At 38.7% G+C, this 25,785-nt stretch carries 27 protein-coding genes; 10 read left to right on the top strand and 17 right to left on the bottom strand.

Annotated elements, in window-relative coordinates; all coding sequences use genetic code 11:
• The first annotated feature begins 229 nt into the window (after window positions 1-229).
• The 4 genes from AB2N10_RS03045 to AB2N10_RS03030 all read left to right on the top strand — a co-directional run bounded on the left by AB2N10_RS03045 (window position 230) and on the right by AB2N10_RS03030 (window position 2,979).
• Window positions 230-415, top strand: coding sequence for a DUF3545 family protein (locus AB2N10_RS03045; RefSeq protein WP_354625086.1), 186 nt, complete (start codon window positions 230-232; stop codon window positions 413-415).
• Window positions 416-692: 277 nt separating this feature from the next.
• Complete coding sequence (locus AB2N10_RS03040) at window positions 693-932, top strand: type II toxin-antitoxin system ParD family antitoxin (protein ID WP_354625085.1); 240 nt, start codon at window positions 693-695, stop codon at window positions 930-932.
• The gene (locus AB2N10_RS03035) at window positions 932-1,225 is read left to right on the top strand and encodes a type II toxin-antitoxin system RelE/ParE family toxin (protein WP_354625084.1); all 294 of its coding nucleotides are present in this window, start codon (window positions 932-934) and stop codon (window positions 1,223-1,225) included. The genes AB2N10_RS03040 and AB2N10_RS03035 overlap by 1 nt, the downstream gene beginning before the upstream one ends.
• 629 nt (window positions 1,226-1,854) lie before the next feature.
• Complete coding sequence (locus AB2N10_RS03030; RefSeq protein WP_354625083.1) at window positions 1,855-2,979, top strand: DNA cytosine methyltransferase; 1,125 nt, start codon at window positions 1,855-1,857, stop codon at window positions 2,977-2,979.
• Here AB2N10_RS03030 and AB2N10_RS03025 read toward each other — a convergent pair.
• From AB2N10_RS03025 to prmB, 3 genes are all read right to left on the bottom strand, one after another.
• Window positions 2,969-3,811 carry a Cfr10I/Bse634I family restriction endonuclease gene (locus tag AB2N10_RS03025; RefSeq protein ID WP_369434297.1) on the bottom strand — a complete coding sequence of 281 codons (843 nt, stop codon included), beginning with the start codon at window positions 3,809-3,811 and terminating at the stop codon, window positions 2,969-2,971. The genes AB2N10_RS03030 and AB2N10_RS03025 overlap by 11 nt on opposite strands.
• 211 nt (window positions 3,812-4,022) lie before the next feature.
• A complete protein-coding gene (aroC, locus tag AB2N10_RS03020) occupies window positions 4,023-5,111 on the bottom strand; it encodes a chorismate synthase (RefSeq protein ID WP_354625081.1) in 1,089 nt (362 codons plus the stop codon).
• Between the two features lie 36 nt (window positions 5,112-5,147).
• Window positions 5,148-6,065 (bottom strand): 50S ribosomal protein L3 N(5)-glutamine methyltransferase, encoded by a 918-nt coding sequence (gene prmB / locus AB2N10_RS03015; RefSeq protein WP_354625080.1) that lies wholly within the window; start codon window positions 6,063-6,065, stop codon window positions 5,148-5,150.
• 86 nt (window positions 6,066-6,151) lie between these two features.
• On the opposite strand from prmB, the gene smrB reads away from it, so the two are divergent.
• Complete coding sequence (smrB, locus tag AB2N10_RS03010) at window positions 6,152-6,697, top strand: endonuclease SmrB (RefSeq protein ID WP_369434296.1); 546 nt, start codon at window positions 6,152-6,154, stop codon at window positions 6,695-6,697.
• A 130-nt stretch (window positions 6,698-6,827) separates the two neighbouring features.
• Here the strand turns inward: smrB and AB2N10_RS03005 are convergent, their stop codons facing one another.
• Together AB2N10_RS03005 and AB2N10_RS03000 are read right to left on the bottom strand one after the other, a co-directional pair.
• A complete protein-coding gene (locus AB2N10_RS03005; RefSeq protein WP_369434295.1) occupies window positions 6,828-7,526 on the bottom strand; it encodes an OmpA family protein in 699 nt (232 codons plus the stop codon).
• A gap of 166 nt (window positions 7,527-7,692) precedes the next feature.
• Window positions 7,693-8,460 (bottom strand): class II glutamine amidotransferase, encoded by a 768-nt coding sequence (locus AB2N10_RS03000; protein WP_369434294.1) that lies wholly within the window; start codon window positions 8,458-8,460, stop codon window positions 7,693-7,695.
• 250 nt (window positions 8,461-8,710) lie between these two features.
• Here AB2N10_RS03000 and AB2N10_RS02995 point away from each other — a divergent pair, with 250 nt between their 5' ends.
• The gene (locus AB2N10_RS02995) at window positions 8,711-9,937 is read left to right on the top strand and encodes a MalM family protein (protein ID WP_369434293.1); all 1,227 of its coding nucleotides are present in this window, start codon (window positions 8,711-8,713) and stop codon (window positions 9,935-9,937) included.
• Between the two features lie 414 nt (window positions 9,938-10,351).
• On the opposite strand, the gene AB2N10_RS02990 is transcribed toward AB2N10_RS02995, so the two are convergent.
• Together AB2N10_RS02990 and AB2N10_RS02985 are read right to left on the bottom strand one after the other, a co-directional pair.
• On the bottom strand, window positions 10,352-10,750 hold the full coding sequence (locus tag AB2N10_RS02990) for a PEP-CTERM sorting domain-containing protein (protein WP_369434292.1): 399 nt from the start codon (window positions 10,748-10,750) through the stop codon (window positions 10,352-10,354).
• Window positions 10,751-10,793: 43 nt separating this feature from the next.
• A complete protein-coding gene (locus tag AB2N10_RS02985) occupies window positions 10,794-10,979 on the bottom strand; it encodes a hypothetical protein (protein WP_369434291.1) in 186 nt (61 codons plus the stop codon).
• Window positions 10,980-11,272: 293 nt separating this feature from the next.
• Between AB2N10_RS02985 and AB2N10_RS02980 the strand changes: the two genes are divergently transcribed.
• The 4 genes from AB2N10_RS02980 to AB2N10_RS02965 all read left to right on the top strand — a co-directional run bounded on the left by AB2N10_RS02980 (window position 11,273) and on the right by AB2N10_RS02965 (window position 16,679).
• Window positions 11,273-12,988, top strand: a complete 1,716-nt coding sequence (locus AB2N10_RS02980; protein WP_369434290.1) for a dipeptide ABC transporter ATP-binding protein — start codon at window positions 11,273-11,275, stop codon at window positions 12,986-12,988.
• A gap of 234 nt (window positions 12,989-13,222) precedes the next feature.
• Complete coding sequence (locus tag AB2N10_RS02975) at window positions 13,223-14,626, top strand: ABC transporter substrate-binding protein (RefSeq protein ID WP_369434289.1); 1,404 nt, start codon at window positions 13,223-13,225, stop codon at window positions 14,624-14,626.
• Between the two features lie 130 nt (window positions 14,627-14,756).
• Window positions 14,757-15,734 (top strand): ABC transporter permease, encoded by a 978-nt coding sequence (locus AB2N10_RS02970; protein ID WP_354625069.1) that lies wholly within the window; start codon window positions 14,757-14,759, stop codon window positions 15,732-15,734.
• A 24-nt stretch (window positions 15,735-15,758) separates the two neighbouring features.
• Entirely contained in the window at window positions 15,759-16,679 is a 921-nt protein-coding gene (locus tag AB2N10_RS02965; RefSeq protein WP_369434288.1) for an ABC transporter permease, read from the top strand.
• Between the two features lie 172 nt (window positions 16,680-16,851).
• Here the strand turns inward: AB2N10_RS02965 and AB2N10_RS02960 are convergent, their stop codons facing one another.
• From AB2N10_RS02960 to AB2N10_RS02915, 10 genes are all read right to left on the bottom strand, one after another.
• Window positions 16,852-18,117 (bottom strand): MATE family efflux transporter, encoded by a 1,266-nt coding sequence (locus AB2N10_RS02960; protein ID WP_369434287.1) that lies wholly within the window; start codon window positions 18,115-18,117, stop codon window positions 16,852-16,854.
• Between the two features lie 248 nt (window positions 18,118-18,365).
• Entirely contained in the window at window positions 18,366-18,953 is a 588-nt protein-coding gene (locus tag AB2N10_RS02955; protein WP_354625064.1) for an AAA family ATPase, read from the bottom strand.
• Between the two features lie 330 nt (window positions 18,954-19,283).
• Complete coding sequence (gene pepB / locus AB2N10_RS02950) at window positions 19,284-20,576, bottom strand: aminopeptidase PepB (RefSeq protein ID WP_369434645.1); 1,293 nt, start codon at window positions 20,574-20,576, stop codon at window positions 19,284-19,286.
• A gap of 63 nt (window positions 20,577-20,639) precedes the next feature.
• A complete protein-coding gene (iscX, locus tag AB2N10_RS02945; RefSeq protein WP_354625062.1) occupies window positions 20,640-20,837 on the bottom strand; it encodes a Fe-S cluster assembly protein IscX in 198 nt (65 codons plus the stop codon).
• 26 nt (window positions 20,838-20,863) lie between these two features.
• Window positions 20,864-21,202, bottom strand: coding sequence for an ISC system 2Fe-2S type ferredoxin (gene fdx / locus AB2N10_RS02940; RefSeq protein WP_354625060.1), 339 nt, complete (start codon window positions 21,200-21,202; stop codon window positions 20,864-20,866).
• Window positions 21,203-21,232: 30 nt separating this feature from the next.
• Window positions 21,233-23,086 (bottom strand): Fe-S protein assembly chaperone HscA, encoded by a 1,854-nt coding sequence (hscA, locus tag AB2N10_RS02935; protein ID WP_354625059.1) that lies wholly within the window; start codon window positions 23,084-23,086, stop codon window positions 21,233-21,235.
• 28 nt (window positions 23,087-23,114) lie between these two features.
• Window positions 23,115-23,624: a co-chaperone HscB gene (gene hscB, locus AB2N10_RS02930; protein WP_354625058.1), complete on the bottom strand. Its 510-nt coding sequence runs from the start codon at window positions 23,622-23,624 to the stop codon at window positions 23,115-23,117.
• 88 nt (window positions 23,625-23,712) lie between these two features.
• Complete coding sequence (gene iscA, locus AB2N10_RS02925) at window positions 23,713-24,036, bottom strand: iron-sulfur cluster assembly protein IscA (RefSeq protein ID WP_354625057.1); 324 nt, start codon at window positions 24,034-24,036, stop codon at window positions 23,713-23,715.
• A gap of 89 nt (window positions 24,037-24,125) precedes the next feature.
• Window positions 24,126-24,512 (bottom strand): Fe-S cluster assembly scaffold IscU, encoded by a 387-nt coding sequence (gene iscU, locus AB2N10_RS02920; protein WP_354625056.1) that lies wholly within the window; start codon window positions 24,510-24,512, stop codon window positions 24,126-24,128.
• A gap of 39 nt (window positions 24,513-24,551) precedes the next feature.
• Window positions 24,552-25,766, bottom strand: a complete 1,215-nt coding sequence (locus AB2N10_RS02915) for an IscS subfamily cysteine desulfurase (protein ID WP_354625055.1) — start codon at window positions 25,764-25,766, stop codon at window positions 24,552-24,554.
• Between the last annotated feature and the right edge of the window lie 19 nt (window positions 25,767-25,785).

Below are 25,785 nucleotides of genomic sequence, written 5' to 3'. Positions count from 1 at the left end.
CAAGATGATAAATGGCCCTAAGTTGTTAACCGTCAACTTAGGGCTTTTTTATAAATTTCAAAGGCATTAAAATTTGCCCATAATAGCTAACAAGTTTACGGTTCACATCCACTCCAAAATAAAAATTTATGATCACGGCAAAAACTAAGCATGGTCATATTTTTGCAACAATTCCCCCTTATTATCAGCTTCATCGAAGAGTATTTATCATTCTAAATAAGGATATTATATGCAATACGACAACCACTATTTTGAGGTAGATAGCACTCACTTATTACATCTCAGCACGAGAAAAAAAGCCCCTAAAGTGAGAAAGTGGCGAGAAATTGAAGCGTTTAAAGCTCGTCAAGCATTGACCAAAGAACTCTATGATTTAGATCCGACCTTTCAACTCTCTTCACTCGATTTTTTATAATAAAACAGCGCCGCGATTAACAATAATAGCGGCGCTTTTTTACCCATGTCATTTATATAGCAAATTAGATGGTTAAAAAAAAACAAAAAAATCGGCAAAAAAATCGAAAAAATCGGACACCCAAACATTTGATTGATTTGCATCAATCAAATGTTTGGGTGTCCCCCTATTGGTGCCTACAGCCGTTATGCGTAATCTTCCCCCGATTTAATTGCCTTGTTATGTTTTTTATACCATAATCCAATACATATTGGTATTAACTAAAAAGGTTTTAACTATGGCTAAAAATACAAGCGTTACTTTAGGTGATCATTTTGATCAATTTATAAGCCAACAACTTCATTCAGGTCGCTACGGTTCAGCAAGCGAAGTGCTTAGAGCTGGTTTGCGAGCATTAGAAGATGAAGAAACCAAACTACTTAATTTACGTACTATGCTAGTTCAAGGTGAACAAAGTGGCACCGTTGAGTATAGCTATGACTCATTAATAGCTGAACTTGATAAAGACAATCACTAATGAAGAAATTCGTATTATCAGGTAAAGCAAAATCAGATTTAATAAAAATTGCAAAATACACCCAATTAACATGGGGTCAAGCGCAACGAAATAGTTATTTAAGAATACTTGATAACTCATTTCAATTATTAGCAGATGCCCCCGAAATCGGAATTAACTGCGATTATATTAGAGAAGGTTATAGTAAGTACCCTCAGGCTAATCATGTTATTTATTACAAAGAGCATAAAGAAAATCAGATACTTATTGTGCGTATTTTACATAAAAGCATGGATGTAAATCGCGCTCTCTGAGCCTGAAACATAACGAGGCTGTAGAATTTCTCATTTTCAGCCTGATTATTTAAAATAAAAATAACATTAATTCACATTTACTTGAGATTCAAATAGATTATTCACTTTTCAATAAATGATTGATTAAATTGAATTGTAAACGTGTTTATGAGGCTAATTTGGTTGGATTATTGCGGTTTAAGGGCTTAACCCTTGGGTTAATGTAGGCAAAACAACAAAATCGGACACCCAAACATTTGATTGATTTGCATCAATCAAATGTTTGGGTGTCCTCAATTGGCGGTATTATTCCAGATCGGGCTTGTTCAACACCCGAATAAGGTGTCGGCTGCGCGACACCTATTCTTGTTTTTTATGTTTTTTTTGCACACTGATCAGTTATTACATCACTAAGTTTGAAAAAAACTAGCTCCTGAAGATACAAAGGAGGTTCTTTATCTCCTTTTAACCAACTCTGCAACGTTCTTTGTGGAACGTCATATAATATAGAGCAAAGTACTTTTTGGCTTACTTTTAATTCTTCTTTCTTCTTCTGTAATTTATGACAAAATAGCATCTTAATCTCTTGACGTTGCGCACTCAGTGCGTAATAATATTTGTAATTCTCTTATTATACCAAAGGTTGCTTAATGTCTAAGCCAATATTGTTCTCTTTCTTCTCCGGCAGTGGTTTTTTAGACCTCGGATTTGAAAAATCGGGCTTCGATGTCCAGTATGTCAACGAATTTCACAAACCATTTCTCGACGCTTATAAATATAGCCGTTCTTCAATGGGGATTTCTGAACCTCAATTTGGATATAGCAATGAGAGTATTGAAGAATTAGTAGAAGGAGATTTAAAAGAATCCTTTTTAGAAACAGTTAATAATGCAAAAAAACAAAATGAGTTAATAGGTTTTATTGGTGGGCCTCCATGCCCTGATTTCTCTGTTGCAGGAAAGAATAAAGGTAAAGATGGTGAAAATGGTCGATTAACACAAGTTTACGTTAATGGAATAATTAAGTTCAGCCCGGACTTTTTTATATTTGAAAACGTTAAAGGCTTATGGCGCACTGCGAGACATAGAGAGTTTTTTGAAAAAGTAAAATTAGAGTTAGAAGAAGCTGGTTATATACTAACAAATCGATTGACAAATTGTATTGAGTATGGCGCGCCTCAAGATAGAGATAGAATATTACTTTTTGGAATAAAAAAGTCCAAATCTAACTCTAAAAATAATGAACAATTAGAAATGGATTTTAATTGGCAATCTGAATTGAAGTACGATAGAAATCTAATATTTCAAAAAATAGAATGGCCTACTCGTGATATATACAAAGAAAATGGTGAAAAAACAATTCCAACTGAAATTAAAAAATATGAAGAATTAACAGTTGAATATTGGTTCAATAAGAATAATGTTAATGCCCACCCTAACTCTAAGCATCATTTTGTGCCTAGAGCTGCATTACCTAAGTTTCAAGTAATTGACGAAGGAGATGATTCTAAAAAATCGTTTAAAAGATTACATAGATGGAGATACTCACCGACGGCTGCTTATGGAAACAATGAAGTTCATTTACACCCTTATAAAAGTAGACGATTATCAGCAGCTGAAGCTTTAGCTATTCAGTCACTGCCAAAAGACTTTTCTTTTCCTGATACGATGACTTTATCGAATATGTTTAAAACTATAGGGAATGGAGTTCCGTACGTAGCAAGCTTAGGACTTGCTCGTACAGTTAAGAAATATCTTGATTCTTTTACTCATTGAGAATGATTTTAAAAGCGTCATCGCAATTTGAATTGCTATTAATGGTAAACACCTCATCAACCGCAGCTTGTGGGGTGGCTTGAACATCGAGAATAGAGTGTGTCGCCACTGTTCGTAATCCACGCCGATCTGCGTCAGATATTTTTGTTGCAGCGCCGTAGTATTTTAAACCCTTAGGATTAATAACCCAATCTCTAGTTTGAAGGTGCACATATGTTGCCTTCATAAGAGAACCTTCATGCGACAATTGCAGCCTACGATCAGGTCGAAATGTTGTTTTGACTGAAAGATAGCCTGATATATTTTCAAATGAACACTTACCAATAAAATGCTGATAGCTTTTTTCTAACTTATCTATTGAGTCAGGGGTAAAACCTGAAATACTTTTTTGGAATTCACCATCAAGTTTAATATTTGTTGTATCAATAATAACAAAATCAGGGTTGGAAGTTATTAATTGTACATCAGCAGTTTTCTTTACCTTTAATAGTAGATCATTAATATAACCATACAGCTCATCGTTATATAGTGCCGCCACGTCAAAACTTGATACATTTGGTAAAAGAAGGAGAATTAAGTTTTTATTGTTTTTGATCCTATAATTCCAAGCATTTGCTGCTAACATCCATTCATACCAATCACCATGACAATTACTTAATGCTCCGGACGTTACTTGAGGATGTTTATCTTTGATTATTTTATCGAATTGTTCTAATAAACCCGAAAAACTTGAATCTTCTGAAGGAAGCTCATAATTAAGAAGAGAGCAAAATGTATCCACTCGCTTTATTTGTGGTTTTCCTTTTTCGGAGAATTCGACTATCGGAGGCATATTTTCCCTTTTTTACAAATAGTTAAAAATACTTTAACTATAATAACCTCCGATTGAAAAACATGAAACTGTTTCTTCCATTCAATTAATCGAAGCTATTCAAGAAATCGGACACCCAAACCTTTTTGTTGATTTACATCAATCAAATGTTTAGGTGTGCTCAATTGGCGCATAATAAAACAGGGCGCTAATAGCGCCCTATTTTATTATATTATTTAAGGAAAGGCGTATTGGTATGCACATGTAAATTTTGTGCACGATGGCGTAACAAATGGTCTAATAAGGTAATTGCCATTTGCGCTTCAGCAATCGGTACCGCCCGAATACCAACGCAGGGATCATGACGACCTTTAGTTATCATCTCAGTGGCTTCGCCATCAGTGGTAATGGTACGTCCGGGAATCGTTAAACTCGATGTTGGCTTTAACGCAATGTGAGCAATAATATCCTGCCCCGTTGAAATACCGCCTAAAATCCCACCAGCATGATTCGATAAAAAACCCTCTGGCGTCATTTCATCACGATGTTCAGTTCCTTTTTGACTGGCAACGGCAAAACCATCTCCTATCTCAACCCCTTTTACGGCATTGATACTCATCAATGAGTGAGCCAATTCTGCATCTAAACGGTCAAATACAGGCTCACCTAACCCGACAGGTACGCCAGATGCAACCACGGAGACCTTTGCTCCGACAGAGTTCCCTTCTTTAATCAGCGCTTTCATATAGTCTTCAAGCGCGGATATTTTGCTTGCATCGGGAAAGAAAAAAGGATTATTTTCAACTTCATCCCAATTCAATTGATCCGGTGTAATATCACCAAGTTGACTTAAATAGCCGCGAATGACAATGCCAAATTGCTCAAATAAATATTTCTTAGCAATAGCCCCTGCAGCTACGCGCATTGCAGTTTCACGTGCCGATGAACGCCCACCACCACGATAATCACGGTGTCCATATTTTTGATGATAGGTGTAATCGGCATGTCCAGGACGAAATAAGTCTTTAATTGCTGAATAATCTTTAGAGCGCTGATCGGTATTCTCAATTAATAAACCAATACTACAGCCCGTTGTTTTTCCTTCAAACACACCAGATAAAATTTTAACCTGATCGCCCTCTTGACGCATTGTAGTATAACGCGACTGCCCAGGACGACGTCTATCTAAATCGTGCTGTAAATCAGCTTCACAAATAGCTAAGTTAGGTGGTATACCATCTACGATACATCCTAATGCGGCCCCGTGACTTTCGCCGAAAGTGGTCACTTTAAAAAGTTGGCCAATACTGCTTCCTGCCATGATTTGTTTTCCTACTATAAATAAATTAAACCAAGGTTATAAACTAACTGAAATATCATCAAGTTGTTCTTTAGTTAACACGAATATACCATGCCCACCGTTAGCAAGCTCTATCCAAGTAAATGGAATCTCTGGATAATTATTCTGTAAATGAACCTGTGAATTACCCACCTCGACAAACAATAAACCGCCGTCGTTGAGTCTATCTGCCGCTTGAGAAAGCATTTTTCGAACTAAGTCTAAACCATCGTAACCACATGCTAACCCTAATTCAGGTTCATGTTTAAATTCTTCAGGTAAGTTTGCCATATCTTGCGCATCAACATAAGGTGGATTTGATACGATTAAGTCATATTTTTCATTTTCTACACCGGAAAATAGATCCGATAACATCGGAATAACTTGCTGCTCTAAACCATGCCCTTGAATATTAATATCAGCAACTTCTAAGGCATCATCAGAAATATCCACCGCATCAACTTCTGCATCGGGGAAGGCATAGGCACAGGCAATAGCGATACAGCCACTGCCTGTACAAAGATCCAAAATACGTTGCGGTGACTGCTTTAACCAAGGAGTGAAACGCGCTTCAATTAATTCAGCAAAGGGAGAGCGTGGCACCAATGTGCGTTCATCAACATAAAACTCTAATCCACAAAACCACGCCGTATTGGTTAAATAGGCGACGGGGATACGTTGATCAATACGTTTAACAATCAGCTCAACTAACATTTCCCGTTCGCGACGAGTAAGACGACCGCTGATAAGCTCACTACTAGCAAAAAAAGGTAAATTAAGTGATGGCAAAATTAAGCGCATTGCATCATCTAACGCATTATCAGCACCATGCCCATAAAAAAGCCCTGCACGGTTAAATTCAGTGGTTGCCCAGCGGATCATGTCTTGAATTGTTAATAACTCATTAACCGCTTCTTCTTTTAAAATGCTATCCAATGTAGACTCCAATTAGGTAATAGCAATCACATTTTCAATGTAATTGGGGTAAACTACTGACATCAAAATAGCGCTTTGGAAAGACCATGACCGATAAAACTAAAAATGATGATTTTTCACTATTCAGTGCAGAGTTTTCTGGTATTAAAAAATTAAAACAGGATACCATAAAACTACCGCCTAAAAACAATAAGAAAAAACAGGTAATTCAAAAAACTATTATTGCTTCCTTTGAGAGTGAACATTTCTCCGATGGCTTTGAGCCACACCTTGCCGAAGAGGGACCGGTTCGTTATATCCGACAAGATGCTCAAAAATATTTAATAAAACAGTTAAGACGTGGTGATTTTGCACCCGAAATTATTTTAGATTTACATGGATTAACTCAAGAGGAAGCTAAGCGCGAGCTCGGTGCTTTGATTGCATGTTGCAAAAAAGAGGGACTATACTGCTGTAGCGTCATGCACGGTGTCGGTAAATATGTGTTAAAAAAACAAGTGCCATTATGGTTGGCCCAACATCCTGATATTTTAGCCTTTCATCAAGCCCCCCTTGAATTCGGTGGTCATGGAGCCCTACTTGTTTTAGTTGAACTTGAAGATTGGCAGATGAAGCGTGAATATGAAAAATAAAAGGTATAGCGCAATTTGACGCATACTTTATAACTATTCATCGCGTTTGGGGAAGCCATTAAAAAAGCCCTCAATATCGAGGGCTTAACATTTATTATCAATAGTTATCGATTAAACGATACAATACATCTTATTGATTTAAATATTTAATTTCTACACGCTGATTGGCAGTACGACCTTCAGCGGTGTCGTTACTCGCAATCGGGTAAGCTTGACCATAACCTGTCGCGAGTAACAAATTACCATCAACTCCCTTAGAAACTAAATAAGCAACAACGCTTTCAGCTCGTTTTTGCGATAACATCAAGTTCGATTTAGCATCACCTGTATTAGATGAGAAACCAATGACAACGGCTTTCTTCGGTTGTCTCATTAAGTTATTAGCTAAAATATTTAACACAGTTTTAGCTTCGTCCGTCAAATCAGAAGACCCTACGTGGAAAGTAACACCACGCAAAATATCCCCCACTTGATGGAGTTTTGCTCGAAACATTGCATACTCTTCAAGATGAGCAGTAAAAACTCCGGCTAATTCTTCTGAACGAACATAACAGGTATCCTCAACAATAGCGCGGTTTGCAACTGCCGAGTCGGCTGCAGCCATTGCTTTATCATAGGTTGATTGTCTTACCTTCTCACGTCCATCAAGAATTGCTTCTGCATTAGCTATATCCATGGCAGCTTGATGTGTTGCAACAATACAAGCACCATCAGGACCTGATTTAGCGGCGTCGATTTTACTCTGAACAGGCCCTACATCGACTGTTGAACAGCCAGAGACAATTAGCAATAAAGATGCAGCAGGTAACGCTTTTTTAAAATTGAACATAACTAACCTCATTTAAATAACAGCAAGTAAAACGAGTATAATACATGGTTAAAGTTATGCAAAAAAAAAGACTAAAAGACGCTGATTTTAATGAAAAACAAACTATCTACGCCACTCAATTAAGCCCATAAAGGATGATTAAAAGGAAAAAATAATTTATCCCCCCTTATAAAATACGTTCACCGAAATGAAAAACGCAAAATTCACCCTCGGACATTTTTACCCACTGTTCATCTTTCGTTAATGGTCTAGTTGCAATAACAGTAACAATATCGCTATCCGATGTCTCCTGCTGAAAATCAACGGTCATATCCTCATCGATCAACTGTGCCTTACCAAAGGGAGCGCGCCGCGTTATCCAATGCAAGTTATTCGTGCAATAGCACATAACGTATTCACCATCGCTTAAAAGCATATTAAACACCCCCATTTTACGGAGCGTATCAGCATAACTGGCGATTTTTTTAAACACTGGCAACATATCTGTAGGCTCATTGGAATAATCTTCAGATATTTGTTCAAGAATCCAACAAAATGCACGCTCACTATCCGTTTCACCAACGGGCAATGCACGCCCCATTGGCAGGGCTTCATAGCCTGTTAGCTGACCATTATGCGCATAGGTCCAATTTTTTCCCCATAGTTCGCGTGTAAATGGATGGGTATTTTCCAAACTCACCCCCCCTCTATTGGCTTGGCGAATATGGCTAATAACGGATTTGCTCTTAATGGGATACTCTTTTACCAACTGCGCAACACGTGAATCGCAACTTGGTCGAGGATCTTTAAAACTACGACACCCCTTTCCTTCGTAAAAGGTAATTCCCCAACCATCCTTATGTGGCCCAGTATCACCACCACGTTTAACTAATCCACTAAAACTAAAACAAATATCAGTCGGTACGTTGGCACTCATGCCTAATAGTTCGCACATTTAAGCAATCCTCAATGATTCAAATACAATTTGATAAGGATAACATGCACAGCCGAATTGATAACTATTCCTAATCGTAAAAAATCTGCTCATACTAATAAAAACCGCATCCATAGTGACTTTGGGTAAGTATAAATTTTGAGACCAGACGCATATATTACCTTGTCTCAAACCATTACGACTATTACTACTGGATTTTTCGATAAATGTCGTTATAGTCATGGTCTTTCTTCAAATCAGGATATGGAATATGGTTATCAGACAATCCTCTGTTATTTTACTTACTAGCTTACTCCTCGCAAGCTGTTCAAATTATTCATTAGAAGCGACTCAAGAAGCAAATACAAATGCGTTTCAACCAATAGCAAAAGCCCGCAATGAATTAGCAAACAAAACCGTTTGTTGTACTACTTTTCAACAATTAAAATATAAAGAGATAAAGAGTGATGGGCCGCTAAGCATCGCGATTACAGATCAATCACAAGCTTATAATTTTGCTAACGGCAAAAGCTTTGTTGAAGCCTATAAAATAACAAGTAAAAGCCAAGAATTAAGATTAGAGATGGATAGTTTAATATTTGATTCAGTGTTAATGCCTGAAGTAACATTATTAGATGCCAACTTTAAAGTGACTCGTACCATCAAAGCCAGACAATTTATTTATAAAGAAGCTAAGGTATTAAAAGGCGACAGGCTATTCGCTTCATTAACTATATATCGCCAACAAGCGAATAATCCTGCGAATGAAACTTATATTTTATTCCATACTTCGCCAGAAAACATGAAGGGAGGCACAACCATAATCCACCCTGCGAAAGCTTTTGCTATTGCTCACAGTACAGTACCACCAGAGATCCCAGATCCGATTATCCCCCATTCTGCAACTGGTTTAATAGAGCTTAATGTTGCGAGTAAAAATACAACAACGGATAGTGAAAATGGCTACAATCCATTGGCAAACCTTTTATCAATCGAGCCTAAATCAGAGTCTATATCGGAACAAGATGCACACTACAACACGGAAATCTTAGCTGCAATTGCAGATAATGAAATTTCTCGTGCACTAACGCTGGTACATGAAGCTGAATCTATAGGTTCCACAACGGCTCGCACGACCTTCACCGATGCACTTAAAAAACGCAACGAAACAGTAGTACTCAGTGAACAAGAATATAACCAAGAAATTATTGATGCGATTTCTGTCAATGAGATAGCGAAAGCGCTCGCATTGGTTGATCAAGCGGAAGCTGCGGGTTCGCCAAGCGCAAGACAGACGTTCCTTGATGCGCTTGATAACAATAAAACACCTCAAACTCGTGTAGAGGTAAAAAAAGATATCAACCAACAAATTAAAGATGCCGTTGCCGCTAAACAAACAGCTAAAGCTCTGCAATTAGTGAATAAAGCAGAATCAGAAGGATCGACAACAGCTAGAAAAACCTTTGTCGACGCCCTTAAAGCAAGAGATGGACAGTAACCCCCATCTTTAAAGTGAACAGGATAAAAAGCCAGTGATGGGCTCCCTCACTGGCTTTTTTTTGTAAAAATTTAAATCTAATATTTACCTGCACCAACCTATTTATACTTATACCAATCAGCATAATATTTTGGTCGTAGCTGGTTGAGGAAAAATGCTAGAGTAACAGCAGAAACGCTGCTATCTATTATTTTAATCACCAAGATAGACCTGAGAGTAAAAAACGACAGCATGAAGTTAGAAATATTGACTTAAATGACTTTATGATATTGGCAGGAGCTATTTAGCGAATAAAAAAGAGAGCTTTAGTTATACTGCTAAAATCACATATCTAGCTTATGCAGGTTGAATATACTTTGAAAATAAAAAAGCATTGATCATCGTCAATGCTTTTTATCAATAAGAATATATTTTTTAGATTGATTTTCTTCGTGAAAAAACTAAACCAGCAAGGCCAAGTAACACCAATGCGAAGGATGTAGGCTCTGGGACTGCTGAGGTGACATTTCCAATTTTAATTGATATAAACTCCCCTGTTAAAACATCAGTGATTGTGTAATCGCCAGCAGTCAAACCAAGATTTGCAAAAGTTCCAGACTTAGACCAAGAAACATCTGGCGTCCAAAAATCACCAATCAAATCAGCAGAAGATATGCCAATTCCAGGAGTGCGAAGAGGATCCATAATATAGGTGGCGAATTGAGTCGTCCCACTCGTTGACCAACCAAAATTCGAAGTAGTGAACATATCCCCTATCCAAGGGCTGAAATCAGTACCATCGTGAAAACCAAATGCCACATCTAGCCCGCCCATAGTAGTATCCCCCATTATGTCGGATTGTTGCGAAGCGTTGGTCTCAACACCAACCCCGCCCCATCCTGACGGTGAGGAAATCCAATTCAGCCGTATTAAGTACGCCAGATGAATTCATTAACACATTACCACCAGACTCAGTGAATGAAAAAACAACACCAGCTTGAGCTTGCAAAGAGATAAAGCCAAGCACGGAAATAGATAATGCACTTTTTATAAATTTGTTCATATGTAATTCCATTTGATAAGTTGAAGTAAACTTAAAGCAAATTTAATACCACATACATAACACGTTGTATTTAATTGTTTTCATATTTTGACTATTTAAGAGTCGTAAAATTATTCGACATTTAAATTTAACATAGGAACAAATGGAATGATTATGTCATTTTTATGTGAAGAGTATTGAGCTAATTGAATTTCTTGTTAATATTATCCACTTGTGTCAGCAATTTGGCTGACAATAGGATAGAATAACTTTTAAAACTTGGTAAATGTTTATTAAGTTGCAGGTAGCAAATAATGTCTTTATTAGAAGTAAAAAACCTTCGCATTGAATACCCTTCTCGGCATGGCGTTCACGCCGCCGTTAAATCGCTTTCTTTAACTATTGAAAGAGGTGAAATTGTAGGTGTCGTAGGTGAATCAGGGGCGGGAAAATCAACTGTAGGGAATGCTGTAATTGACCTTTTAAGCCCACCAGGTGTTATTGCTAATGGAGATATTTATCTCGATGGTGAAAAAATTTCGGGCTTGTCTACAAATCAAATGCGCACTGTTCGCGGCTCTAAAATTGGTTTCATCTTTCAAGATCCCATGACCTCCTTAAATCCTCTTTTTACCGTCGAACAGCAAATAACTGAAACCATTCTGGCTAATCTAGATGTATCACCCGAAGATGCCTTTTCCCGTGCGCTTAGTTTAATGGAACAAGTGGGCATTCCTGAGCCACATATTCGCATCAAACAGTATCCCCATCAATTTTCAGGTGGGATGAGGCAACGTGTTGTTATCGCTATCGCCCTCTCTGGAGAACCTGATTTAATTATTGCTGATGAACCTACCACTGCCCTCGATGTTTCTATTCAAGATCAAATACTGACCCTTATACGTCAACTCTGTGTTGAAAAAAATGTTGGCTGTATGCTAGTTACTCATGATATGGGCGTAGTATCTAATGTGACCGATAAAGTCGCGGTTATGTATCGTGGTGATTTAGTTGAATTTGGCACTACGGCAAAAGTACTTGGCGATCCAGATCATGACTATACTCGCAGCTTGATATCAGCCGTGCCCCGCTCGGATATCAAACTAGACCGATTCCCACTTGTCAGTTATATCGAAGAAGCCAGTGAAATGAAGCAACTCGATATTAAAAATCATTGGCTAGGACAAAGCGAAGATCAAAAAATCTACACAGGACCGCTACTCAATGTGGAAAATGTTAGTTTGCGATTTATTACTAAAGACTCTTTTTTTGCTAGTCATCGAGAGTATGTACAGGCATCTAAAAATGTCACTTTTCATATCAATGAAGGAGAGACATTTGGTTTAGTTGGCGAATCAGGCTCGGGTAAATCAACGATTGCCCGCGTTATTGCAGGCTTATATGGCGCCGATGCTGGTAAAATAACCTTCGAAGGCGTTGATTTAACAGCATTGAAATCAGAAAGCCAACGCCGTCCTATACGTAGACAAATGCAGATGGTTTTCCAAAATCCTTATACGTCAATGAATCCTCGCATGAAAATTTTCGATATTATCTCCGAACCCATTCGCTTTCATAAATTAGCTAAATCTGAAGCTGAAATACGGCAAATAGTGCATGACCTCTTAGATCATGTTGGTCTTGGCCGAATGGCTGGCGTAAAATATCCACATGAATTTTCTGGCGGACAACGTCAACGTATCTCAATAGCAAGAGCATTGGCAACACGCCCTCGCCTATTAATCTGTGATGAACCTACATCGGCATTAGATGTATCAGTACAAGCACAAATTCTTAATTTATTGAAAGATCTGCAAGATGAGCTAAACCTAACTATGTTATTCATTAGTCATGATTTGCCAGTTATTCGTCAAGTGTGCGATCGCATTGGCGTGATGAAGCAAGGGCAACTTGTAGAGGTTGCAGAAACAGAACAGCTGTTTGTCAATCCGCAACATCAATATAGTAAACATCTTGTATCATTAATGCCTGAATTTAAAGGGCTTAGAAACAAATTAGAAAACGCATAGAAAAGATAAGCTGGCTTATCCAAGGTTGAAATATTTTCTAATAACCACCAAACCAAAGGGAAATGTCCCCATTAAAGGAGCTATTTAAAGAAATTTTTAAAAACAAAACTTGCAATTGCTTTATTTGCAGCAGGACTGAGTTTTTCAGCAGCGGCAGCAGACATAACAGTAGCCTATGATGCGGATCCGGTTTCACTTGATCCACACGAGCAGCTTTCTGGTGGCACTTTACAAATGTCACACATGTTATTTGATCCACTTGTTCGTTTTACTAAAGAGTTAGAGTTTGAACCTCGTATAGCTGAAAAATGGGAACGTATTGACGCAAACACTTTCCGCTTCCAACTGCGCAAAGGTGTTAAATTCCATTCAGGAAATAGCCTAACAGCTGATGATGTTATCTGGACATTCAATCGTTTAAAGATTTCTGGAGACTTTAAAGGTGTTTTTGCACCATACGACGCGATGGTTAAAGTTGACGACTATACCGTGGAACTCAAATCGAGTGAGCCTTACCCGTTAGTTTTACAAACTGCGACTTATATTTTTCCAATGGATAGCAAATTTTACTCTGGTGAAATGGATGGCAAAGACAAAGCAGCCATTGTAAAACATGGTGGCTCATTTGCTTCTACAAATGTTTCAGGTACAGGTCCTTTCACGGTAACATCACGTGAGCAAGGTATTAAAGTTGTATTTGAGCGTTTCAAAGATTACTGGGATACTAAATCACCTGGCAATGTTGATAAATTAACGTTAGTGCCAATTAAAGAAAATGCGACCCGTGTTGCTGCATTACTTTCTGGTGATGTTGATTTAATCAATCCTGTTGCACCTAATGACCATAACCGTGTAGAAAAAACCAAAGGTGTTGACTTAATTACAGTACCAGGCACTCGTATTATTACTTTCCAAATGAATCAAGAAAGTAATCCTGCACTTAAAGATGTCCGTGTTCGTCAAGCGATTGTCCACGCCATTAATAACGATGGTATCGTTAAAAAAATCATGAAAGGCTTTGCAACAACAGCAGGACAACAAGGACCTGCAGGTTATGCTGGTTATGACGCAGCACTTGTTCCTCGTTATGACCTTAAAAAAGCGAAGCAATTAATGAAAGAAGCGGGTTATGAAAAAGGCTTCAAACTAACCATGATGGCACCAAATAATCGTTATGTTAATGATGCTCAGATTGCACAAGCAGCTTCTGCTATGCTCTCTAAAATTGGTATTAAAGTTGATCTTAAAACCCTGCCAAAGGCACAATACTGGCCTGAATTCGATCTTTGCTCTGCTGATATGATGATGATAGGTTGGCATTCAGATACTGAAGATTCTGCTAACTTTTCAGAGTTCTTAACCATGACTCGTAACGCAGAAACAGGTAAAGGAGCCTATAACTGTGGTCACTATTCAAACTCAGAAGTAGATGATCTAGTTAATAAATCTAACATGGAAACAGATCCTGCACTACGTGCTAAAATGTTACAACGTGTTGAAAAAATTCTATATGATGAGGCTGCATTTGTTCCTCTACACTGGCAAAACCTAGCTTGGGGAGCAAAATCTAATTTACAAGTAGCACCTATTGTTAATGCTATGAACTTCCCATACTTTGGTGACCTAGTCGTTAAATAATATTTTTATGAGTTTATAACCATAATAACTGGCCCTAAATATTCATTTAGGGCCATATTTTTATCTGCAAATAATCTTATGTCTGAGCATCGGGCATATAAAACATTATTTTTATAAAAGGGATATATCAATGTTTACGTTTTTGGTCCAGCGCCTATTTCAGGCTCTGATAGTGATGTTTGTGATCAGTCTGGTAGCCTTCGCTATTCAGGATAATCTAGGAGACCCATTACGTGAATTAGTCGGGCAATCTGTATCAGAAGAACAACGACAAGTATTACGTAATGAATTAGGTCTCAATGACCCTTATCTGACCAAATATACTCGCTTTATCAGTAATGCCGTAAAAGGTGATTTAGGGAACTCCTATTTCTTCAAAAAACCAGCGGTTGAAATTATTTTAAGTAAGTTACAAGCAACCCTTGAATTAGTATTAGGCGCGACCTTGCTGATTATTTTCATTTCCATTCCGCTCGGTGTCTACTCAGCAATAAATCCTAAAAGTACATGGACTAAAATCATCATGGCCGTGAGTAGCCTAGGTATATCTGTACCTGTATTCCTAACAGCAATATTACTTATGTACTTATTCTCAATAGAACTTAACTGGTTACCTTCCTATGGCCGGGGAGAAACCGTTAATATTTTAGGTTGGGAAACTGGTTATTTAACAAAAGATGGGCTGTTACACCTTATTTTGCCCTGCATTTCATTATCTTCAATAATGATGCCACTATTTATTCGCTTGGTACGTTCTGAAATGCTCGAAGCGTTGAGCTCAGAATATGTGAAATTTGCCACGGCGAAAGGCTTGTCGATGAATAAAATATATTATCAACATGCGCTTAAAAACACTATGTTACCCGTTATTACAGTTGGTGGCGTACAAATCGGCACAATGGTCGCTTACACCATTTTAACGGAAACGGTATTCCAATGGCCTGGCACTGGATTCCTCTTTTTAGAAGCGATAAACCGCGTTGATACCCCCTTAATTACCGCCTATGTCATTTTTGTAGGTTTAATTTTTGTAGTCACAAATACCATTGTCGACTTGTTATATGGGATCATTAACCCAACTGTAAACATTACCGGTAAAGGCGCTTAATTATGAATAACATCACCTCTTCACATGTTCCTTCTCGCTGGAAGCTTTAAAGACTCGGATCTCATTTACTACTTTTTAAGAGATAAAGTCGCCATGCTGAGCTTTGCACTATTTTTAGCGTTCTTCTTAGCTGCACTGTTCGCTCCATTGATTGCACCAACGAATCCCTATGACTTAAATGCGATAGATTTAATGGATTCAGAGCTCCCCCCATCTTGGTTAGAGGATGGCGATACACGCTTCATACTAGGTACCGATGACCAAGGCCGAGATGTTTTATCAACGATTCTTTATGGCTCTCGTTTATCGCTAACGATTGGTTTTTTAGCCGTTGCCGTGCAATTAATACTGGGTATTGTTATTGGCTTGTCGGCAGGCTATTTTGGAGGCCGTATTGATGGCTTTTTAATGCGCTTTGCCGATATTCAGTTATCCTTTTCTACCATGATGGTCGCCATTATTGTGTCGGCTATCTTCAAAGCGACCTTTGGTAGTGAATTTTTTAGTCAATATGCGGTGATCCTATTGATTGTCATCATCGGCATTGCTGAATGGCCACAATACGCACGGACAATACGCGCAACCGTACTCGCAGAAAAACAGAAGGAATATGTTGAAGCTGCACAAGTAATGGGCTTAAAATCACTGCGTATTATGTTTAGACATATCCTACCAAACTGTCTATCACCTATTTTAGTTATCTCAACGGTTCAGGTCGCTAATGCGATTATGTCGGAAGCCGCCCTCTCCTTTTTAGGCTTAGGTTTACCCGTTGATCAGCCTTCACTGGGCGCTTTAATAAGCATCGGCTTCAAATACATATTCTCTGGCGCTTGGTGGATTACCGTTTTCCCAGGGATCGTGTTAGTGACATTAGTTTTGGTCATTAACTTATTGGGAGATTGGCTAAGAGATGCCTTTAACCCAAAGATTTATAAAGGTTAGTTTCTCATATCTTTTATAGCTAAAAGGATTATTCCCTATGGAATAATCCTTTTTATTTATGCGCTCGTCATTGTCAAGTTATTAATCCAATGACGTTTTAAGTAACGAGAAAAACAGAGGATAAATTTTACAACCTCCTCACTTAGCATCATCATATAGACGTATTTAAAATCTAAATGCAGAACAAAAGCGGCAAATGCCGTACTGGAACCCCAACGACCCAAGTTGAGATAAAATCCATACGTAAACAAAACAGGTTATCGCCTCCAGCTCTTAACATCCCATTAATAATAATCATATTGAGCATACGTAACCATATCGCACAGCAAAATATCATTAATGCAGGTGATGCAAGAGGGTAAAGTTCATCACTGGCTAAGTTTAACCATGATAAAATGGTGTGTTGGCCAAGTAGGAGCAATAACCCAATTATACCGCCAAATACCAATACTATTTTGATAAAGTATTTTGACATATCTAATGCTTGGGCAAAATCATCTCTCCCCAATGACTGTCCCAATAAGACAGAACAAGCAACTGAAAGACCAAAAAACAGTGAATAACACAAAGACTCAAAGGGGCCAATCATACTGAAAACCGTCAGTTCTGTGGTTCCCATATGGCCAAAAACCATCTGATAAACAAGCGTACCAATTGCCCAAACTAAAGCACTTGCAGTAGAGGGAACTGCAAGTTTTTTATACGATTTCCATAAAAATGTAGAGTCCTTTAATGGCATAACTGTGAATAACCAATGTTTACGCCAGTACAATAATCCAACCATAAGCATAACTTGCAATAGACGTGAGATCGTCGTTGCTAAAGCAGCACCAGCAACCCCCATTGCGGGTACACCTAATCCGCCTTTAATAAGCCAAAAGTTTAAGGCAATATTAACAATAATAGTTATCATACCTAGATATAAAGGCGTAACGGTATCGCCTGAAGAGCGTAAAGCTGATTCAGAAACAATCACTAAATGCGTTAATAGCAACACAGGAAAGCTGTAATAAAGGTAAGTTGAACCTAATGCAATAACGTTACTATCTGTTGTTTGCAACAACATAATGTAACCAGAAAGTAATGTGATCATTAGCGTAATGGGAATCAGTAATTTAGTACCACAATTAATAACTAATATGGTAATAGTTTTTGCCGCAGAGACATCACCTTTCCCCCAATACTGTGCGACTAAAACACCATGTGCCGATGCCATGCCAGCCATAATAATAATGGCAACAAATTGCCACTTTGATGCGATACCAACAGCCGCTGTCGCACCATGGCCGAAATCACTAACCATTAACACATCAGCTATGGCTAATATTGCAACTAAAGCACTTTGCAGCGCAACAGGAAAAGCAAGCTTAATAACCCTATATAATCCACTGTTTATATGTGATTTATTGTTTTCATTTTGATTTTTCGTAATGGTCATTGAAACTCCTTAGTTTGTGCTGCAACTATAGGAGGATAGTGCGTAAAATAACATGTGTTAAAAAAGAGAAAAACTGTGCAAATCCGTCATCAAAAACAGTAGATATATTTTCTGTTCAATACCGTAGCAGTGAAACATGAATTTATGCTAGGTGAATATGAAATAAAAACATAAACTTATCAACAATATAGACAAATAACACACCTTAGCAATCGCAGTTGATTACTAAGGAGTAATGAACACTAAAGTTACTTGGCCTCTAATACGGCTAAAATATCCTGCATAGAGCGCTGGTATTGCTCCTCATTAGAGTTATGGAATAGCAATAAATCATCATGAATATGAGCTTCATCGATACTGCTTGGAATCGCGAAATTAACTCCTTTAATATACTCATCCCAATTATCAAGTTTCCAGGTATCTCGCGGCGAATTTCGTTCAATCATACGCTGTTTCACAACATCAATATCAGTTGCTACCCAAACAACGGTTAGGCGGGCATTTTTTTCTAATAACTTATCTTTCAACGCATCAATAAAAGCGGTATCTCTTATTTCACGGGTAAAAGGGGCATTAATGAGTACGATATCCTCATATTCCAAGGCTTCCATCGCCAGCGCTAAAATCGCATCATATTCGTAATTACGAATATGCTCTTCAAAAAAATCTGAACTACGGTTCACTTCTGCATTAGCGGCTTTAAAAATCTGGTGAGATAGCACAATAAGTGTATCTTTATCTAAATAGACAACATGTTTAAGCGCTTTGGCTAATTGCTTGGAAATATAGGTTTTGCCACTTGCTGGTGGGGAGGTGACAAGAATTAAGCGTTTCATTATTATTCCTTATTTAAAATATTAAAATGCCATTATACAGCCCCTTAAATACAATATTTCTGACCTAAATTAAGTAAACAAAAGGGGGATTTCACTTTGTATTAACGTGCTATATATATCTAATTGAATCATCACATTATCTATTAATGGCACTAGAATCAAATTGTTCGCTAATAATTTTGCGATATAGTGGATTGGAAAAGTCTTAGATTAAATTTTCAACGCTCAATCATGACGACTCAGCCAGTAAACGAAAGGCGTAAAAATAAAAAAGGTAACCATCAGGCTACCTTTAAAATAGTAATTAACAACTGGTTTTGTAAATGAAAATCAAGAAAAAAGCATGTTACTTATTGTACGAACGCCATGACCTTTACCGCCCACAGCCCACAACCCATTACCACTGACTTGATAACTACCTGACAGGTCGAAATGGATCCAATTTGTCTCGGGTTGGTCAATGAATTTGGCTAAAAATGCGGCGGCTGTCGATGCGCCCGCCATACCTTCACCGCTGTGAATATTGGCAATATCGGCAAATGAGGAGCTAATTTGTTTAAGGTGGAAATCTTCTAAAGGTAAACGCCATACCTTTTCATTTTCACTTTTAGCACATCTAACAGCAGATGAGATTAGGCCTTCATCCATTGATAAAATACAATTATAATCGCGACCTACTGCCATTTTAGCCGCCCCCGTCAGTGTCGCAGCATCGATGATTCGTTTCGCATTACTCTCTTGCGCAGCAATCAGACCATCGGCTAACACTAAACGTCCCTCAGCATCGCTGTTTAATACTTCAACGGTTATGCCATTTTTATAGGTGATCACATCCCCTAATTTTAATGCGTTATTGCTGATCATATTTTCTGCACAACAAAGATATAATTTAACTCTTTTTTGCAAACCATTCGCGATTGCTAATGCAAGCGCAGCGGTCAGCGTTGCCGCTCCCCCCATATCACTTTTCATATAGGCCATTGAATCACTTGGTTTCAAGCTATAACCACCAGAGTCAAAGGTGATCCCTTTACCCACCAACGCATAATCAACAACGGCATCTTGCTCTGCCGTTGGATTATAATCAAGTTCAAGCAAACAAGGGGCACGTGAGCTGCCCTTACCTACTTGATAGATTCCTTGGTAATTAGCCTCTAATAATGCCTCTCCTGCGATAATATTGTATGTGATAGTCTGCTCTGCGGGTAAGACACTTTCAATCAGTGCTACCGCTTTTTCACACAACAATTCAGGGTAGAGTGCTTGCGGACCTAAATTGACGGTTTCTCTGACCCATTCGATGATATTTTTACGCTGAGTAAGCTGCTCTAAATCACTTTCACTGATATCACCGAAATCGACTGGAGCCCCCTTTTTAGCCGTATAAAATCCCTGAGAAAAAGCCCATCGGAGTTCATTATCCCAGCCAGTGCCAATTAATTTTATCGCTTCTATCGCCATTGTATTTAACGTGCGAGCCGCTGTTTGTACCTGTGTAAATAGCACTTTATTATCATCTAAATGGATCTTCGCAGAGCCTTCGCTAAAACTAAGTAACGCATCTTTGCCCCATGCAGCAGGCGCCTTACCAAAGCTTAAAGAGACTTGTAATTCATTGCTCATCATTTTCTATTTCCTAGTAAGCAAAAACGTAAGCCAAAGCTTACGTTTTGTATAAAATAATAACTAAAACTCATCTATCCAACATTGCTGCACGGCTTCTAATATCCGTTCATTACAATGTTTGGGATCATCTGAAAAATCATCTAAAGTTAAGATCCATTCTCGTAAATCGGTAAAGCGAATCTTGCTTGGATCCTGATCTGGATATTTCTCCAGTAATGCTAATGCTAACTCAGTCGAGTCGATCCACTTTAATGGCATATTCACCTCCGATTTATAATCGTTACTTAATGATTTTCCGAAACAATATTGACGGTGTATTTAGGGATTTCAACCACTAAATCTTCATCGCGAACACAAGCTTGGCAACCTAAGCGCGATTCAGGCTCCAACCCCCATGCTTTATCTAGCATATCATCTTCTAGCTCATCGCTTTCATCAAGGGAATCAAAACCTTCTCGAACAATCACATGACAGGTGGTACAGGCACAGGATTTTTCACAGGCATGCTCAATATCAATATGATTTTTTAATGCGACATCTAAAATTGTCTCCCCCTCCTGCGCCTCAACCACTAAACCATCGGGGCACAATTCTTGGTGGGGTAAAAATATTACTTTGGCCATCTTAATAGCACCTTATTCTAGTAAAGAAATTTATATTTGCTTAACAGACTTACCTGTTAATGCTTGTTTAATAGAGGCATCCATGCGTAATGATGCATAGTGATCCGTTAATTTATCGATATCAGTTAATGCTTGTTTGATCGCCTCAACATCACTCCCCTGGGCAATTATTTCAAGTTGTGCAATATTTTCAACAATTGCTTGATACTCATGCTCTGATAACAACTGTTTACCATCTTTAAATAATGCCGCCTGTAAATTTTCTACAACACGTTTAACTTCGACCTGCTGCTCAATCAACATACGTAACTGGATATCTTGTTGCGCATGACTCATTGAGTCTGACAACATTTGCATCACTTGGTTATCACTCAAACCATAGGAAGGTTTCACCTCAATATGAGCTTGCACTCCAGAGGATTTCTCCATCGCACTGACACTTAGTAAACCATCTGCATCGACTTGGAATGTCACACGAATATGAGCGGCACCAGCCGCCATTGGTGGTATATCGGTTAAAACAAAGCGCGCTAATGAACGACAATCATCAACCATTTCACGTTCACCCTGCAAGACATGGATAAGCATCGCCGTTTGACCATCTTTAAAGGTAGTAAATTCCTGTGCTCGCGCCACGGGAATCGTGGTATTGCGCGGAATAACTTTTTCAACTAATCCGCCCATCGTCTCTAAACCGAGAGATAGCGGTAATACATCTAGTAATAACATTTCTGAATCAGGTTTATTACCAACCAAGATATCCGCTTGAATAGCCGCACCAATGGCAACCACTTTATCGGGATCTATGGATGTTAAAACCTCTCGCCCAAAGTAGTGACTCACTTGTTCGCGAACCATTGGTATTCGAGTTGACCCACCTACCATGACCACTTCAACGATATCGGTCAATGATATTGAGGCATCTTTTACCGCCCGTTTACAGGCTCGAATGGTTTTTTTAACCAGCTGATTAATGAGCGTTTCAAATTCACTGCGCGTTAAGGTCAGCGATATCTGTTTATCCTGCAATTCGATAGTCACCTGTGACTGCGCGCTAAGAGCCTGTTTGGCTGAGCGTGCCACCTGTAATAATTCCTGCTGTAATTGAGGGGTGACCGTTCCACAAATATTGGCTTGCGTACGGATCCAATCGACGATGGTAAGGTCAAAATCATCGCCGCCTAGGGCTGAATCACCGCCCGTTGCTAGCACTTCAAAAACGCCTTTATGCAGGCGTAAAATGGAGATATCAAAGGTACCGCCACCTAAATCATAAACTGCAATCACCCCCTCTTGCGCAGAGTCCAAACCATAAGCAATCGCTGCTGCGGTGGGTTCATTCAATAGACGTAAAACATGTAATCCAGCCAAACGCGCCGCATCTTTTGTACCTTGGCGCTGAGCATCATCGAAATAGGCAGGGACAGTGATCACCACACCGTCTAACTCTCCTTGCAGGGCTTCATTAGCACGTGCGCTTAATGCTTTTAAAATTTCACTAGAAGCTTGTATCGCATTAATCGGGCCTTGACGGGTATCTATTTGTAACAAACCACTTTCATGTTCACTAAAGTGATAGGGAACGTGTGTTGTATCGATATCCGTTAATGACTTACCGATAAATCTTTTTACCGACACTAAGGTATTAACGGGATCGCTAAGAAGATAATCCTGCGCTGTCCGTCCGACGGTAATTTGCTCATCGCCATAATGGATCACAGAAGGAAGCATATCCTGTTGCTGATGGTCAACAAGTGTTGCCGCTACGCCACTTCGTACGCTGGCCACTAAGGAGTTTGTTGTGCCTAAATCAATACCGACAGCAAGTTTATGCTGATGGGGAGCCGCCGATAAACCAGGCTCTGCAATTTGAAGTAATGCCATCGTTTGTTATCCTGTTTTACGCTTATTTTCAGTCGAAAAGCTTTTCTTCAACTAATTCAAGTTCTGTTTGTAGTTTGGACATAAATTTAAGTTTTCTAACACTATCTGCAGCTGCTTGAAAATTTTTATTTTGCAGTTGCTCTGCAATCAAAGACTCAAGGCTAGCAACTTGACGCTTAATCTGGATAGCAAAAAGGTCTATCTCATCTTCGTCTTGATCGGTAAAGTCAGCAATGCGCTCTCGCCACTCCATCTGTTGCATCAAAAAAGTAGTATCCTGCAATGTTTTTTGTTCCATCGCCATATCTACCCCAACAAGGGAGAGCATATATTGTGCACGTAAACAGCTGTTTTTTAACGTTTGGTAAGCATCGTTAATTTCGGTACTTTGTTGCATCGCGCGCAAACGTTGGGCATCATCATGCATCGCAAATTTATCTGGATGCGCCTGTTTTTGTAGTTCTCGATAAATTTCAGATAAGCGGGCTTGATCAATTTGAAATGCGACGGGAAGAGAAAATAACTCAAAATAATTCAAAACAATATCCTAGCGAAGGTTGATTTAAAAAAACGCCTCTATCTTAGCAATTTATAAGATAAAAGGCGTTATTATTATCGGTTATAGGTTAAACGCTAAAGCTTTCACCACAACCACACTCGCCATTAGTATTGGGGTTATTAAATTCAAAGCCTTCATTAAGCCCTTCTTTAACAAAGTCCAATTGTGTGCCATCAAGATATACCAAGCTCTTTTTATCAACAACAACTTTCACACCTTTATCGATAAAGACAACATCGTCATCATTGAGTGCATCTACAAATTCAAGGACATAAGCCATGCCCGAACAACCAGATGTTTTAACGCCTAGACGTAAGCCAATTCCTTTACCGCGATTTGCGAGAAAAGCAGCCACATGTTTAGCTGCAGGTTCAGTCATTGTGATTGCCAAAATCCACTCCAATTACACACTAATAATTTCTTAAAAAACATTAATAATACCTAACTTGTCGATTATTTGATACAAGTTAAGAATATGAACTACTTATTTGGATGCTTACTTTTATAATCTGCAATTGCAGCTTTAATTGCATCCTCTGCCAAAATAGAACAATGTATTTTCACTGGGGGCAAAGCTAATTCAGCAGAGATTTCAGTATTGGTAATTTCACTCGCTTGTTCAAGCGTTTTACCTTTAACCCACTCAGTTACCAATGAACTTGAAGCAATCGCACTACCGCACCCATAAGTTTTGAATTTCGCATCAGAAATAATGCCATTATCATCTATTTTTAGTTGTAGCTTCATTACATCGCCACAGGCTGGCGCACCAACCATGCCCGTTGCTACACTTGCATCATTTTTATCAAATGAGCCAACGTTACGTGGGTTTTCATAATGGTCGATTACTTTTTCACTATAAGCCATGATATTTATCCTTTTCTAATTAATTTTAATGCGCCTGAATTAGTGGTGAGACCATTCAATACTATTGATATCAATGCCTTCTTTGTACATATCCCAAAGTGGTGACATATCACGTAGACGACCGATATTTTCACGAATGATTTTAATAGCGTAATCAATTTCTTCGGCAGTAGTAAAGCGCCCAATACTAAAACGAATTGAACTATGCGCTAATTCATCATCACGACCAATTGCTCTTAATACATAGGAAGGTTCAAGGCTCGCTGAAGTACAAGCACTTCCCGAAGAGACAGCCAAATCTTTCAGCGCCATAACCAATGACTCACCTTCAACATAGTTAAAGCTAATATTGATATTACCCGCGACTCGATGTTCCATTGAGCCGTTGACATAAACCTCTTCCATATCACTTACACCGTCTAATAAGCGATTACGTAATGCCAGAATACGCTCATTTTCGGTCGCCATTTCCTCTTTAGCAATACGGAAAGCTTCTCCCATTGCAACAATTTGATGGGTTGCCAGTGTCCCGCTACGCATACCTCGTTCGTGACCACCACCGTGTATTTGCGCTTCTAAACGAACACGCGGTTTACGGCACACATATAATGCGCCAATCCCTTTTGGACCATATATCTTATGAGCAGAAAAAGAGATCAAGTCAACTTTCATTGTTTGCACATCAATCTCTACTTTACCGGCACTTTGCGCTGCATCAACGTGTAATATTGTTTTATTGGCACGGCATAATTCAGCAAATGCGGCAATATCTTGAATCACGCCAATCTCATTATTAACATGCATCAAACTCACTAACACGGTATCTTCTCGTAATGCTGCTTGCAGTTGTTGAGGTGTTACTATGCCATCAGCCTGTGGATCAAGATAAGTGACTTCGTAACCTTCACGCTCTAATTGACGACATGAATCTAAAACCGCCTTATGCTCAGTTTTTGAAGTGATAATATGCTTGCCTTTTTTACCGTAAAAATGCGCAGCACCTTTAATCGCAAGATTATCGGACTCGGTAGCCCCCGATGTAAAAACAATTTCTCGGGGATCTGCATTAATAAGGTCAGCAATTTGTTCACGAGCAATATCTACAGCCTCTTCGGCTTGCCAGCCAAAACGATGAGAACGAGAGGCTGGATTACCAAACTCACCATCCATCGTTAAAAATTGCATCATTTTTTCAGCAACACGTGGATCAACGGGGTTAGTTGCTGCGTAATCAAGGTAAATCGGTAATTTCATTTTTCTCTCCACTGCTAAC

Source organism: Psychromonas sp. MME1, assembly GCF_041080865.1.
Lineage (GTDB): Bacteria > Pseudomonadota > Gammaproteobacteria > Enterobacterales > Psychromonadaceae > Psychromonas.
This window is presented reverse-complemented; position numbering and strand designations above follow the sequence as displayed.

What these genes read in the sequence shown, in the direction of transcription:
- AB2N10_RS03045 (WP_354625086.1), top strand. Translation starts at nt 230, where the DNA reads ATGCAATACGACAACCACTATTTTGAGGTAGATAGCACTCACTTATTA.
- AB2N10_RS03040 (WP_354625085.1), top strand. Translation starts at nt 693, where the DNA reads ATGGCTAAAAATACAAGCGTTACTTTAGGTGATCATTTTGATCAATTT.
- AB2N10_RS03035 (WP_354625084.1), top strand. Translation starts at nt 932, where the DNA reads ATGAAGAAATTCGTATTATCAGGTAAAGCAAAATCAGATTTAATAAAA.
- AB2N10_RS03030 (WP_354625083.1), top strand. Translation starts at nt 1,855, where the DNA reads ATGTCTAAGCCAATATTGTTCTCTTTCTTCTCCGGCAGTGGTTTTTTA.
- AB2N10_RS03025 (WP_369434297.1), bottom strand. Translation starts at nt 3,811, where the DNA reads ATGCCTCCGATAGTCGAATTCTCCGAAAAAGGAAAACCACAAATAAAG.
- aroC (WP_354625081.1), bottom strand. Translation starts at nt 5,111, where the DNA reads ATGGCAGGAAGCAGTATTGGCCAACTTTTTAAAGTGACCACTTTCGGC.
- smrB (WP_369434296.1), top strand. Translation starts at nt 6,152, where the DNA reads ATGACCGATAAAACTAAAAATGATGATTTTTCACTATTCAGTGCAGAG.
- AB2N10_RS03005 (WP_369434295.1), bottom strand. Translation starts at nt 7,526, where the DNA reads ATGTTCAATTTTAAAAAAGCGTTACCTGCTGCATCTTTATTGCTAATT.
- AB2N10_RS03000 (WP_369434294.1), bottom strand. Translation starts at nt 8,460, where the DNA reads ATGTGCGAACTATTAGGCATGAGTGCCAACGTACCGACTGATATTTGT.
- AB2N10_RS02995 (WP_369434293.1), top strand. Translation starts at nt 8,711, where the DNA reads ATGGTTATCAGACAATCCTCTGTTATTTTACTTACTAGCTTACTCCTC.
- AB2N10_RS02990 (WP_369434292.1), bottom strand. Translation starts at nt 10,750, where the DNA reads ATGGGCGGGCTAGATGTGGCATTTGGTTTTCACGATGGTACTGATTTC.
- AB2N10_RS02985 (WP_369434291.1), bottom strand. Translation starts at nt 10,979, where the DNA reads ATGAACAAATTTATAAAAAGTGCATTATCTATTTCCGTGCTTGGCTTT.
- AB2N10_RS02980 (WP_369434290.1), top strand. Translation starts at nt 11,273, where the DNA reads ATGTCTTTATTAGAAGTAAAAAACCTTCGCATTGAATACCCTTCTCGG.
- AB2N10_RS02975 (WP_369434289.1), top strand. Translation starts at nt 13,223, where the DNA reads ATGTCACACATGTTATTTGATCCACTTGTTCGTTTTACTAAAGAGTTA.
- AB2N10_RS02970 (WP_354625069.1), top strand. Translation starts at nt 14,757, where the DNA reads ATGTTTACGTTTTTGGTCCAGCGCCTATTTCAGGCTCTGATAGTGATG.
- AB2N10_RS02965 (WP_369434288.1), top strand. Translation starts at nt 15,759, where the DNA reads ATGTTCCTTCTCGCTGGAAGCTTTAAAGACTCGGATCTCATTTACTAC.
- AB2N10_RS02960 (WP_369434287.1), bottom strand. Translation starts at nt 18,117, where the DNA reads ATGACCATTACGAAAAATCAAAATGAAAACAATAAATCACATATAAAC.
- AB2N10_RS02955 (WP_354625064.1), bottom strand. Translation starts at nt 18,953, where the DNA reads ATGAAACGCTTAATTCTTGTCACCTCCCCACCAGCAAGTGGCAAAACC.
- pepB (WP_369434645.1), bottom strand. Translation starts at nt 20,576, where the DNA reads ATGAGCAATGAATTACAAGTCTCTTTAAGCTTTGGTAAGGCGCCTGCT.
- iscX (WP_354625062.1), bottom strand. Translation starts at nt 20,837, where the DNA reads ATGCCATTAAAGTGGATCGACTCGACTGAGTTAGCATTAGCATTACTG.
- fdx (WP_354625060.1), bottom strand. Translation starts at nt 21,202, where the DNA reads ATGGCCAAAGTAATATTTTTACCCCACCAAGAATTGTGCCCCGATGGT.
- hscA (WP_354625059.1), bottom strand. Translation starts at nt 23,086, where the DNA reads ATGGCATTACTTCAAATTGCAGAGCCTGGTTTATCGGCGGCTCCCCAT.
- iscU (WP_354625056.1), bottom strand. Translation starts at nt 24,512, where the DNA reads ATGGCTTATAGTGAAAAAGTAATCGACCATTATGAAAACCCACGTAAC.
- AB2N10_RS02915 (WP_354625055.1), bottom strand. Translation starts at nt 25,766, where the DNA reads ATGAAATTACCGATTTACCTTGATTACGCAGCAACTAACCCCGTTGAT.